Genomic DNA, 13,871 nt, shown 5'->3' with positions numbered 1-13,871 from the left:
TTTTATGCCTTTTATCACTCGTGATGATGCACTGAAGCGCTTGAAACAGACGATCGAAGACGGATCGGTGATTATCGGCTGCGGTGCGGGGACAGGCATTTCCGCCAAATTCGCCGAACAGGGTGGCGCAGATCTCATCATTATTTATAATTCGGGTCGGTACCGCATGGCCGGCCGCGGTTCACTTGCCGGGCTGATGCCTTATGGAGACGCGAACGGGATTGTGGTGGAAATGGCAGCGGAGGTATTGCCGATTGTCAAAAACACTCCTGTCTTGGCCGGAGTGTGCGGAACAGATCCCTTCCGTCAGATGCCCGTGTTTCTCAAACAATTGAAAGAGATGGGCTTTGACGGAGTACAAAATTTCCCCACTGTCGGCCTGATCGACGGGGTGTTTCGCCAAAATCTCGAAGAAACGGGAATGGGGTTCAACCTGGAAGTGGAAATGATCCGAATCGCCCATGAATTGGATCTGCTTACCTGTCCCTATGTATTTAACCAACGGGAAGCGATTGCGATGGCAGAAGCAGGAGCGGATGTGCTGGTTGCCCATATGGGTCTGACCACCAAAGGATCAATCGGCGCGGAGACAGCGCTCACGCTGGAAGAATCAGCTGAACGGATTCAAGCCATACATGATGCGGCAAAAGAGGTGAATCCGGACATCATCGTCTTGTGCCATGGCGGACCGATTGCCGAACCGGCCGATGTGCAAAAAATCCTCGCATCCACCAAAGGGGTGGCCGGATTCTTCGGAGCATCCAGCATAGAGAGACTGCCTACGGAAAAGGCAATCCGGTCTCAGGTGGAACAGTTTAAATCGCTGTGACAAACTGGTGAAGCCGGGAACGCACAGCGATCCCTTCGCTATGATCCGATGCGTTAAAAAAATGAGGAGACTCCGTGCCTGGTGGAGTCTCCTCACTCTTATTGCAGACCGACAAAGAAATCATACAAAGCGAGTACAGTGACACCGACGAGACCCAATGTGAAGATTCCGCCGATGATGAAACCCGGCTTGTTGCCGGTCTTTTTGTTGTAATAGGTGCCGCGAATCGCGAAAATGCTGATCAAGACCAGTAATGGAACCATAAAGTATTGCACGTTTCACACCCGCTTTCCTCTTTCATCCGCGCTTTGCTACAGCGTTTTCACTAATCAGTATAAATCAACTTCCAGTGAAAAAAACATGAAAATAGACGGCCTCAATCATTTATTTTAATCGACTGTTCTGATGATGTCTATCTATCGGCCAATAATTAAGAATCCAAACAGGATAAATATTTGTTATATTAAGAAGTGAAAGCGTTTTATTTCAGATGGAGAGGAGATTGTCCGCGTGGAGAAAGAGAGATGGAACGAACGGATCCAAAAGTGGGAAGAGAAAACGGAGACTTTATTGGCCAAATCTCCTGAACGCAAAAACCCGTTTACTACGCTTTCCGGCATCGAAGTGAAGCGTTTATATACCAAAGAGGACAGGGCACGGGAAGATGAGGAACTGCCGGGAGAATTTCCGTACACCAGAGGAATTCGGCCGACGATGTACCGAAGCCGCTTGTGGACCATGCGTCAATATGCCGGTTTCGGAACTGCGGAGGAGACAAACCAGCGCTTTCACTATCTGTTGAAGCAGGGGCAAACCGGGCTGAGCGTCGCATTTGATTTACCCACGCAGATCGGTTATGACTCCGATGATCCGATGGCAACGGGCGAAGTGGGCAAGGTCGGAGTGGCGATTGACAGTTTGCAGGACATGGAAGCCTTGTTTGCCGGAATTCCCCTGGATAAAGTGAGCACATCGATGACGATTAATGCGCCGGCCGCCATTTTGCTGGCAATGTACATTGCCGTCGGAGAAAAACAAGGAGTGAAGCCACACCAGCTGCGCGGGACGATTCAAAACGATATTTTGAAGGAATATGTGGCGCGCGGCACTTATATTTTTCCACCCAAACCGTCGATGCGGCTGATCACGGATATTTTTGCGTATTGTGCGAAAGAAGTGCCCAAATGGAATACGATCAGCATCAGCGGTTATCACATTCGGGAAGCTGGTTCCACCGCGGTTCAGGAAGTCGCGTTTACGCTGGCAAACGGGATCGCCTATGTCGAAGCGGCGCTGAAGGCCGGCCTCGAAGTAGATCAATTCGCTCCGCGTTTATCTTTTTTCTTCAACGCGCACAATCACTTTTTTGAGGAGATCGCCAAATTCCGGGCAGCGAGGCGGTTATGGGCGAAAATCATGCGGGAGCGTTTCCATGCCTCGAACGAGCGCTCGTTACAATTGCGTTTTCACACGCAGACCGGGGGTTCCACCCTCACCGCGCAACAGCCGGATAACAATATTGTCCGGGTTACGCTGCAGGCATTGGCCGCGGTGCTGGGGGGAACGCAAAGCCTGCATACGAACTCGCGCGATGAGGCGCTGGCTTTGCCCACGGAGGAATCAGCCCGTATCGCCCTGAGGACGCAACAGATCATCGCTTACGAAAGCGGAGTCGCCGACACGGTTGATCCGTTGGGAGGATCGTATTTCATTGAGGCGCTCACAGATCAGATTGAACAGGCGGCACTTGAATATATTGAAAAGATCGATGCGATGGGCGGGGCTGTCCAAGCGATTGAACAAGGGTTCATGCAAGGGGAGATCCGGCGTACCGCCCTTAATACCCAGCGGAAGATTGAATCCGGTGAAGAAGTGGTGGTCGGCGTCAATCGTTTCCGGCTGGAGCAGGAGGAACAGCCCGGACTGATGCGGGTAGATCCGCAAATCGCCACACAGCAGATTGAAAAATTGAAACGCGTCCGTTCACAGCGGGATGCCGGGAAGGTGAAAGCATGTCTGGACCGGCTGAAACAGGCGGCACAGACATCGGAAAACTTGATGCCACGAATTCTGGAAGCGGTAAAAGCGTATGCGACGGTTGGTGAAATTTGCCATACACTCCGTGGTGTTTTCGGCGAATATCAATCGGTATAGAGGGAGGAAGCAAAATGAACAGACCAATTCGCGTCTTGGTGGCAAAGCCGGGGCTCGACGGGCATGATCGCGGAGCGTTAATCATTGCCCAAGCACTGCGCGATGAAGGGATGGAAGTGATTTATACCGGTTTGCGGCAGTCTCCGGCACAAATTGTGGCTACAGCCATTCAGGAGGATGTGGATGTGATCGGATTATCCTGCCTGTCCGGAGCCCATAATGAGCTGTTTCCGGAGGTGGTGCGCCTGCTCAGGGAACAGGGAGCGGAGGATATCATTGTTGTGGGCGGCGGTGTGATTCCGCAAGCCGACATCCCTTTTTTAAAAGAGCAGGGAATCGCGGAGATTTTCACCTCCGGAACTACGACCAAGGAGACAGCGGATTTTATTCGCCAAGCCGTTTTGGACAGGGAGGGGATGAAAAATGGCTAAAAAGATCAGCCACATCGGCATCGCCGTGAAAAATCTCGACACTTCCTGTTCCTGGTATCAAGATGTGCTGGAATTGCCGCTGGAGGGGATCGAAACCGTCGAGAGCGAGCAGGTACGGGTGGCCTTTTTTAAAGTGGGGGAGAGCCGGATTGAATTGCTGGAACCGCTTTCGGAAAACAGTGCCATCGCCAAATATATTGCCAGGTTTGGAGAAGGAATTCACCATATTGCCCTCGAGGTGGAGGAATTGGAGGAGCGCCTCAAAGCCCTGCGCGAAAAAGGGGTTCGCCTCATCAATGAAAGGCCCAAGCCCGGCGCGCATCAGATGAATATCGCCTTCTTACATCCCAAACAGGCGGGCGGCGTTCTGGTGGAACTGTGCGAACCGAATCATTCGGTTGAAGATTGAACGCTTTTGCCAATCTTGTGGAAAGGATATCCAGGATAAAACTTGATGGGGAGCGACAGAGAGATGGATATGTATCAAAAGATTGAGGAACTGAATCAAAAACGGGCCAAAGTTGAGCAGGGCGGCGGGGAATTGCGGATCCGCTCCCAGCACAAACGCGGAAAGCTGACCGCAAGGGAACGCATTGACCTGTTGGTGGATGAAGGCTCTTTTGTGGAACTCAATCCGTTTATCGAGCATCGCGCCACCCATTTTGGCATGGATCAAACAGAAGCGCCGGGGGAAGGCGTGGTGACCGGTTACGGAAAGATCCACGGACGGGATGTGTATGTGTTTGCCCAAGATTTTACCGTGTTTGGCGGTGCGCTGGGAGAGATGCATGCTTTAAAGATCGCCCGCCTGATGGATTTGGCCGCAAAAAACGGAGCTCCGGTCATCGGACTCAATGACTCGGGGGGAGCGCGCATTCAGGAGGGGGTTGTCTCTCTGGACGGATACGGCCACATTTTTTACCGGAATTCGATCTACTCCGGGGTGATTCCGCAGATTTCCGTCATCATGGGTCCGTGTGCCGGGGGAGCGGTTTATTCTCCGGCGATTACCGATTTTGTCTTTATGGTGCAAAATACAAGCCAGATGTTCATCACCGGCCCAAAAGTAATCGAAGCGGTGACCAAGGAGAAAATTTCCGCAGAAGAGCTGGGGGGAGCCGAAGTCCATGCCAGCCTGAGCGGCAACGTCCATTTCACGGCTGCCACCGAACCGGAGGTGCTGGAACAAGTCCGCCGTTTAATGAGTTATTTGCCGCAAAACAATATGGAAGACCCGCCGCGAGTCTATGAAAAAGAGGATGATGGCTGGATCGAAGAGCTGGCCGGGGCCGTTCCCGTTGACGGCAGCCGGGTCTACGATGTAAAACAAGTGATCCAACTGATTGTCGATCAAGGGGATTTCATGGAAGTTCATCCCGATTTTGCCCGCAATATCGTCGTCGGATTTGCCAGAATCGGCGGACGGACGGTGGGAATTGCCGCCAATCAGCCGAAAGTGATGGCAGGAAGCCTGGATATTGATGCATCGGATAAATTGAGCCGCTTTATTCGCTTCTGTGACAGTTTCAACATTCCCATCATTACTTTCGTGGATGTCACCGGCTTTTTCCCGGGAGTCAACCAGGAACATCACGGGATCATCCGCCATGGCGCCAAAATCCTGTACGCTTATTCGGAAGCGACCGTGCCGAAAATTACGATCATTTTGCGCAAAGCATTCGGCGGGGCGTATGTGGCGCTCAACAGCAAAGCGATCGGCGCAGATCTTGTCTACGCGTGGCCCAGTGCGGAAATTGCCGTCATGGGGGCGGAAGGCGCGGCCAATATCATTTTCAGCAGGGAGATTGAGGAGAGCGAGCATCCGGAGGAAACGAGAAAACGCAGAATCGAAGAATACAAAGAGAAGTTTTCCAACCCGTATATCGCAGCAGCCCATGGAATGGTTGACGATGTCATTGATCCGCGGGAAACGAGACAAAAATTGAAAACCGCCTTGGAGATCCTGCGAAACAAACGGGAGACACGCCCGCCGAAAAAGCACGGCAATATTCCGTTATAATGGAGGGATAAAGTGAATAAGGAGATTTTCTTTATCCGGGGTTCCGTGGATCGTTCACGTTGGAAAACGATGGGCCGGGTGGCGCGATTGTATACAGGGCATACCATTCGGTCAAGGCCAAACTGGCCGTCAGGGGCAAGCCCTGTTTGGCCAAGGCACTTCGCCGGCAGACGGGACGGAGGATGGTTGCGGCGGAGATTCACGGATGAGGGTCATCGGTGAATAAAACGATGGTGATCGGGGAAAATGTATAAAAAAGAAGATTTCGGAAATTTGATCCGCGCCAGGGACACAAAATTTCATTCGATTTCTTCCAAGGGCGTGCTGATTTTCGTCAATTTCTCAGCAATGTTGGGTTTATTTGGTTAAAACTAGGTATTTTTGGCGGATACCCGGTATTTTGGCCGTTTATCGCCTTGATTATTCCCATGACAAACGGCTTGAACGTGGTAAAATAGGAAGAAATTTAAATAGCGATTGGAGGCGCACCCCGTTGATAAACAAACAACGCCTAATCGATGAATTTATTGAGCTAGTGACAACGGATAGTGAAACTGGTGATGAGAGAGCGATCTGTGATCTTCTCAAAGAAAAATTGACCTCGCTGGGGTTGCAGGTGATCGAGGATGACTCGGCCAAGCTGACGGGACACGGAGCCGGAAACTTAATTGCCACGATGCCGAGGACGATACAAGGCGCGCCGAAGATCTATTTTACATGCCATATGGATACGGTTGCTCCCGGTAAGGGGATCAAACCGTCGATTCAGGGAGATTACATCGTTTCCGATGGCACGACCATTCTCGGAAGCGATGATAAAGCCGGACTTGCCGCTCTTTTGGAAGGCTTGCGTGTGATGCAGGAACAAAAACTGCCTCACGGTCAGATTCAATTGATCATTACGGCCGGAGAAGAATCGGGGTTGATTGGCTCGCGTCATTTGGAGATGAAGCTGGTTGATGCCGATTTTGGTTTTGCCTTTGATTCGGACGGGCCGGTTGGAACGATTATCACCTCAGCCCCATCGCAGGTGAAAATTTTGGCCACCATTCATGGAAAGTCCGCTCATGCCGGTGTCGATCCCGAAAATGGGATCAGCGCCATTCAGGTGGCGAGCCGGGCGATCTCAAAAATGCGTCTGGGGCGCATTGATGCCGAGACGACAGCCAACATAGGAAAATTTCAGGGCGGCATCGCCAGCAATGTCGTTCCGGACCGGGTGGAGATCGTAGCCGAAGCACGCAGCCGCAATGAAGTGAAGCTGCGCGCACAGGTTAAACATATGGTACAAGCGTTTGAAGAGGCGGCGGAGCAATTTGGCGCACGTGCCGAAGTGGAAACCAAGGTGCTGTATCCCGGTTTTAAATTTACGGAAGAAGACGTTGTCGTGAAAAAAGCGAAAGCTGCCGTGGAAAAAGTGGGCCGCACGCCTAAAATTGCTGCAAGCGGCGGAGGCAGCGATGCCAACGTGATTGCCGGCCATGGCATTCCAACGGTCAATCTGGGGATCGGGTATGAAAATATCCATACAACCAAAGAGAGAATGCCGATCGCCGAATTGGAAAAAGCGGCAGAACTGGTTGTCGAGCTGGTCGGTGAATGCGCAAAAGTTCCCGTACACAGTACGACATCAAAATAAGGAGCCAAATTGGGAGGAGCGTCCTCATCGTGAGGATGCTCCTCTGTTTTAAACGACATGATTAAGTGTGCATTGAAAGCGTGCCATCTATTCATCCATCCGCGGTGAAACAGGTTCAATGCGTGGTTTCCAGGCCAATCGGCAGAATATAGAGAACCATCATCGCAAAGTGAAAAGCGGTTCCCGCCATGATAAACAGATGAAAAATCTCATGGAAACCGAATTTGTTCGGGAAAAAATTAAAACACTTGGTCGCATAGATGATGGCGCCGATCGTGTAAAAAACGCCGCCTGCGACCATCAGGGTAATCGCTCCCGCAGGCAAATTATGAATCAGTTGTACGAAGGGAATCAAGGCAATCCAGCCCAGTGTCACATAGAATGCCGTGGAAATATAGCGGGGGACGTGGATAAAAAACACCTTTAAAACGATCCCGATCAGCGCCAGGCTCCAGACACTGGACAGCATGATCCATTTCCAATTGCCATCCAAGCCATAATAAAAGACCGGGGTATAGGATCCGGCAATTAAGAGATAAATCGCACAGTGATCCATCTTTCGCAGGAAAAGCTCTTTTTTCGGAGTCGTGGATACCCAATGATAGAGGGAACTGGCGCCATATAATAAAATGACACTCACACCGTAGACGGTCATCGTTACGAGTGCGGAGGGGTGAAACCAGCTGAGTTTGATCAGAAACACCAAACCGGCAATAGCTGCAAGGAATGTGACGAAATGGGTCCAGGTATTAACAGGTTCTTTCATTTTCAATCGCTTCATTTCATAACCTCCGGTGGGTTCAGGATCATATGCGGACTTTCACAAAAGGAGCAGCAGGAGTGATTTCGTTATTTTAAGACAATTTTGTTTAAAGCCTCCCACACCTTTCCAGCTTGTTGTTAGCTATTCTAGCATTTATGTTTGCTGACTGTACAGGGCAAATCCGGAACTGGTCGGATGGGGAGGAGCTTGTTTTGAGTCAACATTCGTTTAAAATCGGCTGAAATGGGGAGAATGCACTTCCACCTTTCACATATGGGAATAGGATGAAGCGAATCCTGTTTGCCGGGGGTGTATAATGGCCATTATTCGGTGGATTTGGCGGATTTGGTGGTTCAGGAAAGTATGGTTCTGGTTGCGGAGATTTAAATGGCCTTCACTGCATCGCTGGATATTTGGATTGCTCAGATAACGGTTTCAAATGCAAAATCAAAAAACGGGCCATCCGCCGCAACAGCGGATCGCGGCCCGTTTTTTATTACTCTAGCGGTTCGGATGCCGTTCAGCGTTGAGACTCTCAAGTTTTTCCAGAATCCGACGCTTGCGGTACAGCATCATTCCCGCCTCTGCAACATCTTCTACCGTGGAACGGTTCAGAAACGCGCCAAAGATGATTCCGATGACGGGAACCATTTGGAACAGCTTCTTCCATCCGAAATTTTCGCCATAGGTGGCGACCACTTCACGCCATCCCTGTAATTCCGAAATCGATTCCCGCTGGATTTCCCCCTTCTGAAAACGGGTTAAATACGAAATGACCGCCTGTTTCCCCACATAATCGGCTGAAGCGAACTGGAGACACTTGACGATAAAGATCCGTTCCCTTTTTTCCAGGGGATTATAGCCATAAACCAAAGCCATCTCCTGAAGCACTTTCAAGGAGAGACCGAGCAGAGCCGGGATGTCGATCGCCAGTGTGAAAATGCCGCCGATTCCGGTTGTGGCTCCTTGGATCATGGCCCATTCGCTCCGGGATTCCTTCAGTTTTTCTGCCGCTTTATTCATTGTACCGAGAGGAAGTGACGCCACTTGATCGAGCGTGAGCCCGCCGGACGGGAGACCTGCGTGCTTTTCCAAATCGTTGATGATCTCTTTTTCGGAAATTAAGTATTTGCCGCCTGTCTGGATAAAGCCTCCCAACTCATCCAGCACCTTTCCCAAGAAGTCCTGAACGGCTTTGGGTGTGATGCGGTCCAAAAGCACAAAGGGAAGACGACCGAGTTTTTCCCAAAACCATAAATCTTTTTGATCCTTTTCCCATTTTTGAATCAGGCTGAGTTCCCTCAGCAATTGCTCTTTGCTGTCAGTCGGGAAGGAGGTGTGCAAGTTTGATCCTCTCCTTGGATAAGCTTGAATAATATTTCCTGTCTTGTGAGTCAGAAATTTTTTCACTATAATGTTAGAAATCATTCATGTCTTGTCATATACAACCGCATCAAAGTTAAGCAAAATTGGGAGTGAAGAAACGCGAACCGGCCTGAGACCACGTTGGGGATTTTTAAAGATAATAATCCAAAATTCGGTCCACGGCCGGGCCATAGGTTTCCCCAAAGATATTTAAGTGCACGAGCAGATAGTAAAGCTGATATAAAGGCTTCCGTTCTTCATATCCGGGATCAAGCGGATTCATCTCCGTGTATGCGCGGTAAAAACGCTGCGAAAAACCGCCGAACAGCTCGGTAAATGCCAGCTCCATCTCGGAATGGGCATACTGGACAGCCGGGTCGATCAAATAGGGACGTCCGCCGGGACCAGCCATCCAGTTGCCGCTCCACAAATCTCCGTGGATCAGGGATGGGGTGACATCAGCCGGTAAGAAGGAATCGAGACGGGCCATCAATCTCTCCAGTTTTTGAGAGCGCAGAGGGGAGATGGCGCCTTTTTTCTGTCCGAGTTTCAATTGAACTCCGAGGCGACGGTCACGGTAAAAAGCGGGCCAATCATCTGACCAGCCGTTTTTTTGCGGCAACATGCCAAGATAATTGTCCATTTCCAATCCGAAATGCGTTCCCCTGTGGCGGTGCAGCCCGGCCACCCCCCGCCCGAGCTCCTCCTCGGTCCGGAAGCTCTCCTCCCCGTCAATCCATTCCAACACGAGAAACGGCGATTGTCCCGTTTCTTCCCGGCTGATGCCGATTACGTCAGGAACGGCGATGGTGTTTGTTTTTTTCAGCAACTTCAATCCGTGAGCTTCCGCTTGAAAAAAACGGTGATCCATTTGTTCATTCACCTTGACAAAATAGGCACGGGTCCGGGTTTGTACATAAAATGACCGATTGATGCATCCGCCGGATACGGGGCGGTAACGGATGATTTCAGCTTCCTTCTCAATTCCCTGCAAAAGTGCCTGAAGAGTTGCCAGCAAGAAGGATCATCTCCCTGTTCTCTGTCTGATTTTTGCAGCCGCATGGTCAGAACTGTGCCCTGCTCGTCAATTTTATCTGTTTCTATTATAGTGGAAAACGGCTGATCGCTTTCGGATATATTGTTTGACGGTGAGGTTGCTTTGGGCCAGATGGTGAAGATAAAGACGGATTTGCCATGCTTTTCCGCTAATCCAGACAGAACGTTCGTCCCATCTTTTTTTCATGTTTTTTCACTCGCTTCCATTTTGAGGATTATCTTTCTGATACGCATTCTGCCCGCAAGATATGTATAATGAAGAGGATGTGAACAGGAGTGACTATGATGAAACGGGATTTGGAAGAAAAGACCATTTCGAGCCGGACGGTGTTTGAGGGAAAGGTCATCCGTCTGCAAGTGGACGAGGTACGGTTGCCAAACGGCAATACCTCCAAGCGCGAAATCGTGAAACATCCCGGGGCTGTCGCGGTAATGGCAGTAACGGATGAAAACAAAATGGTGTTTGTCCGTCAGTTCAGAAAACCGCTGGAGAAGACGATTTTGGAGATTCCGGCCGGAAAGCTGGAGCCGGGGGAGGATCCGCTGGATTGTGCCAAGCGGGAATTGGAGGAAGAAACGGGATACAAAGCGGGCGAGGTAAAACACGTTGTTTCTTTTTATACTTCCCCGGGTTTTGCCGATGAATATTTGCACCTGTACGAGGCGAGAAATCTGGCTGCCGGCAGGGTGAATCTGGATCAGGACGAATTTGTGGAGAGAATGGAGCTGTCGCTGGTGGAGTGTTTTGAACGGATCAGATCAGGAGAGATTTGCGATGCCAAAACGGTGGCCGCCGTTTATCTGTGGCAAAATCGGGTGCTGACTGAAAAATGAGTTTAACACCTTTTTTTGCTGATCTGCATATTCACATCGGACGGACCAGCCGCAATCTTCCCGTCAAAATCACAGCGGCGCGAAATCTGACATTTGAAAGTATCGTGAAGGAAGCGGAACACCGCAAAGGAATCCGCATGATCGGAGTGATTGATGCCCAGTCACCGCCGGTGCAGGAAGATATTGAAGCCGGTCTTTCCTCCGGTTTGTACAAGGAACATCCTGACGGAGGGATTTTGTACCATAACACGATCTGTATCCTTGGGGCGGAGATTGAGGTTAAAGATCCGGGCATGGGTGCAGCACACATTCTCGCTTACTTGCCGACGCTAGCTCACATGCGTGAGTTTACGAAGTGGTGCCGCAACTACATGAAAAATGTCCAGTTGAGCACCCAGCGACTGTACAGGCCTGCCCAAGCTTTGCAGGAAAAGGTGTATGAACTTGACGGGATCATCGTTCCCGCTCATGTTTTTACCCCGTTCAAAAGCGTGTACGGCAACGCGACTGACCGCATGAGCAAGCTGCTCAATCCTGATCTTGTCGCGGGAGTGGAGCTCGGACTCAGCTCGGATTCCAGCCTGGCCGATCAGTTGTCCGAACTTTCCCCGTTAACTTTTGTGACCAATTCCGACGCTCATTCATTGCCGAAAATCGGGCGGGAGTATAACGAATTTCTGATCAAGGAACCGAGTTTTGCCGAATTGAAGCTGGCGCTGTCAAGAAGAGAAGGGCGAAAAGTGTGCGCCAACTACGGATTGGATCCGAGACTGGGGAAATATTACCGAACCCGCTGTCTCAATTGTGAGGAACTGTGGCCGGCTTATCCGGAAGCAGACCGGTGCCCGGAATGCGGAAGTGCGAAAAAGGTACGAGGCGTACGGGACCGAATCATGGAAATCGCCGACCAGGAAAGCGTCCATCCTGATCACCGCCCTCCTTATATTTATCAGGTTCCTCTCGAATTTATCCCGGGACTCGGCAAACGAACCCTGGAGAAATTGTTGGCGGTATTTGGTACGGAAATGAATGTGTTGCATCATGCCGGGATGGAGGAAATCGCCGCAGTCGCCGGAGAGAAAATTGCCTGGCAGATCCGGTTGGCCAGGGAGCAGAGGCTCGAGCTGGAAGAAGGCGGCGGCGGGAAATACGGAAAAGTGAAAATCACCTAGATGAAAGAAAAAGGGCCTGGCTTTGTGCCAAGGTCCTTTTCTGTTAGTCACGGGCGCCAAACTGTTCCAGGATTTGTTGCGCTTGCGCCGATCGTTCCGGCTCCGTAAAAACGGTGACGCAAACATCTTCCATTGAATCAAAGGGTTGCCCGCCGGACAGGCCGCTGGCATCGGGATGGACAGCTTTTAAAATATCCCGGTCCGAGCGGTCACCGCCCAGCGTGCTCGCCTGCAGCGACATGGTCGGGTCAGTAAAGGGATTTTTCAAATCATCGTCCCGATCATGCAAATTTCCTCCGCCAAGAGGGGAAAAACGGTCGATATAAGCCTCGAAGCCATTTTCTTTCAAAGCCTGTGCAGCTTGTTTGGCCGCTTCCATGGTTCGGAAGTAACCGAAAAGATATTTTTGCTCCAACAGGGAATCCCTCCTTTTTCATCTATATAATGTCGTTTTATTCAGAGAAATTATTCATCTGGCAAACGAAAAAAAGGCTTCCCCTTAAGCGGTAAAGGATGTGGAATAATGTGGACAATTGTGCTTGCGGAGGGTTGGCATGCGCGGCGGAAAGGGCATATGGGCTGGTGTTGGGAAAAGCTTGGCAATGGACAGAGAATGAAAAGGGATAATCCCTTTTCAAACGGCTTAAGGATTATCCCCTGAAGGCTAGGCGGAAGGAAGCGGTTTTTTCCTTTTTTCTTTGCGGTTTACCAGGAGAATGCTCAAAATGATAAAGAGAAGGCCCAGCGCCAAATGGAACGACAGCGGCTCCTTCAGGAAGATGGCGCCAAACCAGACGGAGAGGAGAGGGACGAAAAAAGTATAGGAAGCAATGCGGCTGGCTTCTCCGGTTCTCACCAGTTTGAAGTAAACAACCCAGGCAGCCGCGATTCCGAGGAAAGCGCCAAATAACAGCCCCGAGACATAAGGCAGGTTCCATACAATTTGCCCTGCATCTTCAACGGCCAGACCGGCAACTGTCATGACGGCGCCGCCGATGACGCATTGGAGGGAGACCAGCCAGAGGGTGTCCACATTTGTTCCTTCTTTTTTCATATATACAGTGCCGATCGCCCAGCTGATAGCAGTGATCAACGCCAGAATGATTCCGGTTGCCGACAAATGACCGGCCATCCCGTCCCAGCTTACGACCCCCACTCCGATCACGCCTAAAATCAAACCGGTTACCTTGAACAGGTTAAGCGATTCGCGAAGCCAATACCATGCGAGAAATCCGACCAGCACCGGTTGCAGATAGACAATGACCGAAAACAGGCCCGAGGGTAAATACTTTAACCCGACGGTTTGGATTCCATAGAAAAGAACCGCGTTGAACAGAGCGGACACCAGGTAGACTTTCCAATGGGTGCGGAATTGAATTTGCCGGTATCGGGACAGAGCCAGGATGGAGAGACCGATCCCGCCCAAAAGGGTCCTCATTCCGGCAAAAAGAATCGGCGGGGTATATTGTAAGGTCATTTTATAAATAGGCCAGCACAGGCCCCATACGATGACAAGAAATGCGATGAAACCAATTGTTCGAAATCGTTCTTTTGCCAATGGGTACACCTCTGTTATATCAAGCTGAAAATCTTATATTAGTATATCAA

General features: G+C 50.6%; 16 protein-coding genes. 9 read left to right on the top strand and 7 right to left on the bottom strand.

Going from position 1 to position 13,871, the window contains the following annotated elements:
• Positions 1 to 4: 4 nt before the first annotated feature.
• Entirely contained in the window at positions 5 to 829 is an 825-nt protein-coding gene (locus tag I8U19_RS01185) for a phosphoenolpyruvate hydrolase family protein (protein ID WP_033101851.1), read from the top strand.
• Between the two features lie 98 nt (positions 830 to 927).
• On the opposite strand, the gene I8U19_RS01180 is transcribed toward I8U19_RS01185, so the two are convergent.
• Positions 928 to 1,104 carry a hypothetical protein gene (locus I8U19_RS01180; RefSeq protein WP_160173891.1) on the bottom strand — a complete coding sequence of 59 codons (177 nt, stop codon included), beginning with the start codon at positions 1,102 to 1,104 and terminating at the stop codon, positions 928 to 930.
• Positions 1,105 to 1,339: 235 nt separating this feature from the next.
• Between I8U19_RS01180 and I8U19_RS01175 the strand changes: the two genes are divergently transcribed.
• From I8U19_RS01175 to I8U19_RS01150, 6 genes are all read left to right on the top strand, one after another.
• Positions 1,340 to 2,983: an acyl-CoA mutase large subunit family protein gene (locus I8U19_RS01175; protein WP_198054963.1), complete on the top strand. Its 1,644-nt coding sequence runs from the start codon at positions 1,340 to 1,342 to the stop codon at positions 2,981 to 2,983.
• A 14-nt stretch (positions 2,984 to 2,997) separates the two neighbouring features.
• Positions 2,998 to 3,414 carry a cobalamin B12-binding domain-containing protein gene (locus I8U19_RS17560; RefSeq protein WP_052154364.1) on the top strand — a complete coding sequence of 139 codons (417 nt, stop codon included), beginning with the start codon at positions 2,998 to 3,000 and terminating at the stop codon, positions 3,412 to 3,414.
• The gene (gene mce / locus I8U19_RS17555) at positions 3,407 to 3,823 is read left to right on the top strand and encodes a methylmalonyl-CoA epimerase (protein ID WP_198054962.1); all 417 of its coding nucleotides are present in this window, start codon (positions 3,407 to 3,409) and stop codon (positions 3,821 to 3,823) included. The genes I8U19_RS17560 and mce overlap by 8 nt, the downstream gene beginning before the upstream one ends.
• A 69-nt stretch (positions 3,824 to 3,892) precedes the next feature.
• Positions 3,893 to 5,434, top strand: a complete 1,542-nt coding sequence (locus tag I8U19_RS01160) for an acyl-CoA carboxylase subunit beta (RefSeq protein WP_152568604.1) — start codon at positions 3,893 to 3,895, stop codon at positions 5,432 to 5,434.
• Positions 5,435 to 5,493: 59 nt separating this feature from the next.
• Positions 5,494 to 5,643, top strand: coding sequence for a hypothetical protein (locus I8U19_RS01155; RefSeq protein ID WP_198054961.1), 150 nt, complete (start codon positions 5,494 to 5,496; stop codon positions 5,641 to 5,643).
• Between the two features lie 284 nt (positions 5,644 to 5,927).
• Complete coding sequence (locus I8U19_RS01150; protein WP_033101847.1) at positions 5,928 to 7,073, top strand: M20/M25/M40 family metallo-hydrolase; 1,146 nt, start codon at positions 5,928 to 5,930, stop codon at positions 7,071 to 7,073.
• A 115-nt stretch (positions 7,074 to 7,188) separates the two neighbouring features.
• Here the strand turns inward: I8U19_RS01150 and trhA are convergent, their stop codons facing one another.
• The 4 genes from trhA to mciZ form a co-directional block, all read right to left on the bottom strand.
• On the bottom strand, positions 7,189 to 7,854 hold the full coding sequence (gene trhA, locus I8U19_RS01145; RefSeq protein ID WP_033101846.1) for a PAQR family membrane homeostasis protein TrhA: 666 nt from the start codon (positions 7,852 to 7,854) through the stop codon (positions 7,189 to 7,191).
• A 483-nt stretch (positions 7,855 to 8,337) separates the two neighbouring features.
• Positions 8,338 to 9,180, bottom strand: coding sequence for an EcsC family protein (locus I8U19_RS01140; protein ID WP_232337195.1), 843 nt, complete (start codon positions 9,178 to 9,180; stop codon positions 8,338 to 8,340).
• Between the two features lie 172 nt (positions 9,181 to 9,352).
• Positions 9,353 to 10,219 (bottom strand): fructosamine kinase family protein, encoded by an 867-nt coding sequence (locus I8U19_RS01135; protein ID WP_198054959.1) that lies wholly within the window; start codon positions 10,217 to 10,219, stop codon positions 9,353 to 9,355.
• 72 nt (positions 10,220 to 10,291) lie between these two features.
• Positions 10,292 to 10,444 (bottom strand): Z-ring formation inhibitor MciZ, encoded by a 153-nt coding sequence (gene mciZ / locus I8U19_RS01130; protein WP_081943959.1) that lies wholly within the window; start codon positions 10,442 to 10,444, stop codon positions 10,292 to 10,294.
• A gap of 95 nt (positions 10,445 to 10,539) precedes the next feature.
• Between mciZ and I8U19_RS01125 the strand changes: the two genes are divergently transcribed.
• Both I8U19_RS01125 and I8U19_RS01120 read left to right on the top strand, forming a co-directional pair.
• Positions 10,540 to 11,091 (top strand): NUDIX domain-containing protein, encoded by a 552-nt coding sequence (locus I8U19_RS01125; RefSeq protein ID WP_198055131.1) that lies wholly within the window; start codon positions 10,540 to 10,542, stop codon positions 11,089 to 11,091.
• Positions 11,088 to 12,263 (top strand): endonuclease Q family protein, encoded by a 1,176-nt coding sequence (locus tag I8U19_RS01120; protein WP_033101843.1) that lies wholly within the window; start codon positions 11,088 to 11,090, stop codon positions 12,261 to 12,263. The genes I8U19_RS01125 and I8U19_RS01120 overlap by 4 nt, the downstream gene beginning before the upstream one ends.
• Positions 12,264 to 12,306: 43 nt before the next feature.
• On the opposite strand, the gene I8U19_RS01115 is transcribed toward I8U19_RS01120, so the two are convergent.
• Entirely contained in the window at positions 12,307 to 12,678 is a 372-nt protein-coding gene (locus I8U19_RS01115; protein WP_052154363.1) for a hypothetical protein, read from the bottom strand.
• A 249-nt stretch (positions 12,679 to 12,927) separates the two neighbouring features.
• Entirely contained in the window at positions 12,928 to 13,821 is an 894-nt protein-coding gene (locus tag I8U19_RS01110; RefSeq protein ID WP_033101842.1) for a DMT family transporter, read from the bottom strand.
• Between the last annotated feature and the right edge of the window lie 50 nt (positions 13,822 to 13,871).

Source organism: Thermoactinomyces sp. CICC 10523, from assembly GCF_016055105.1.
GTDB lineage: Bacteria > Bacillota > Bacilli > Thermoactinomycetales > Thermoactinomycetaceae > Thermoactinomyces_A > Thermoactinomyces_A daqus.
The sequence above is the reverse complement of the archived record's forward strand: the minus strand, read 5'-3'. Positions and strand labels throughout refer to the sequence as shown.

Coding starts and splice junctions, on each gene's coding strand:
- I8U19_RS01185 (WP_033101851.1), top strand. CDS start 5: ATGCCTTTTATCACTCGTGATGATGCACTGAAGCGCTTGAAACAGACG.
- I8U19_RS17560 (WP_052154364.1), top strand. CDS start 2,998: ATGAACAGACCAATTCGCGTCTTGGTGGCAAAGCCGGGGCTCGACGGG.
- mce (WP_198054962.1), top strand. CDS start 3,407: ATGGCTAAAAAGATCAGCCACATCGGCATCGCCGTGAAAAATCTCGAC.
- I8U19_RS01160 (WP_152568604.1), top strand. CDS start 3,893: ATGTATCAAAAGATTGAGGAACTGAATCAAAAACGGGCCAAAGTTGAG.
- trhA (WP_033101846.1), bottom strand. CDS start 7,854: ATGAAGCGATTGAAAATGAAAGAACCTGTTAATACCTGGACCCATTTC.
- mciZ (WP_081943959.1), bottom strand. CDS start 10,444: ATGAAAAAAAGATGGGACGAACGTTCTGTCTGGATTAGCGGAAAAGCA.
- I8U19_RS01125 (WP_198055131.1), top strand. CDS start 10,540: ATGATGAAACGGGATTTGGAAGAAAAGACCATTTCGAGCCGGACGGTG.
- I8U19_RS01120 (WP_033101843.1), top strand. CDS start 11,088: ATGAGTTTAACACCTTTTTTTGCTGATCTGCATATTCACATCGGACGG.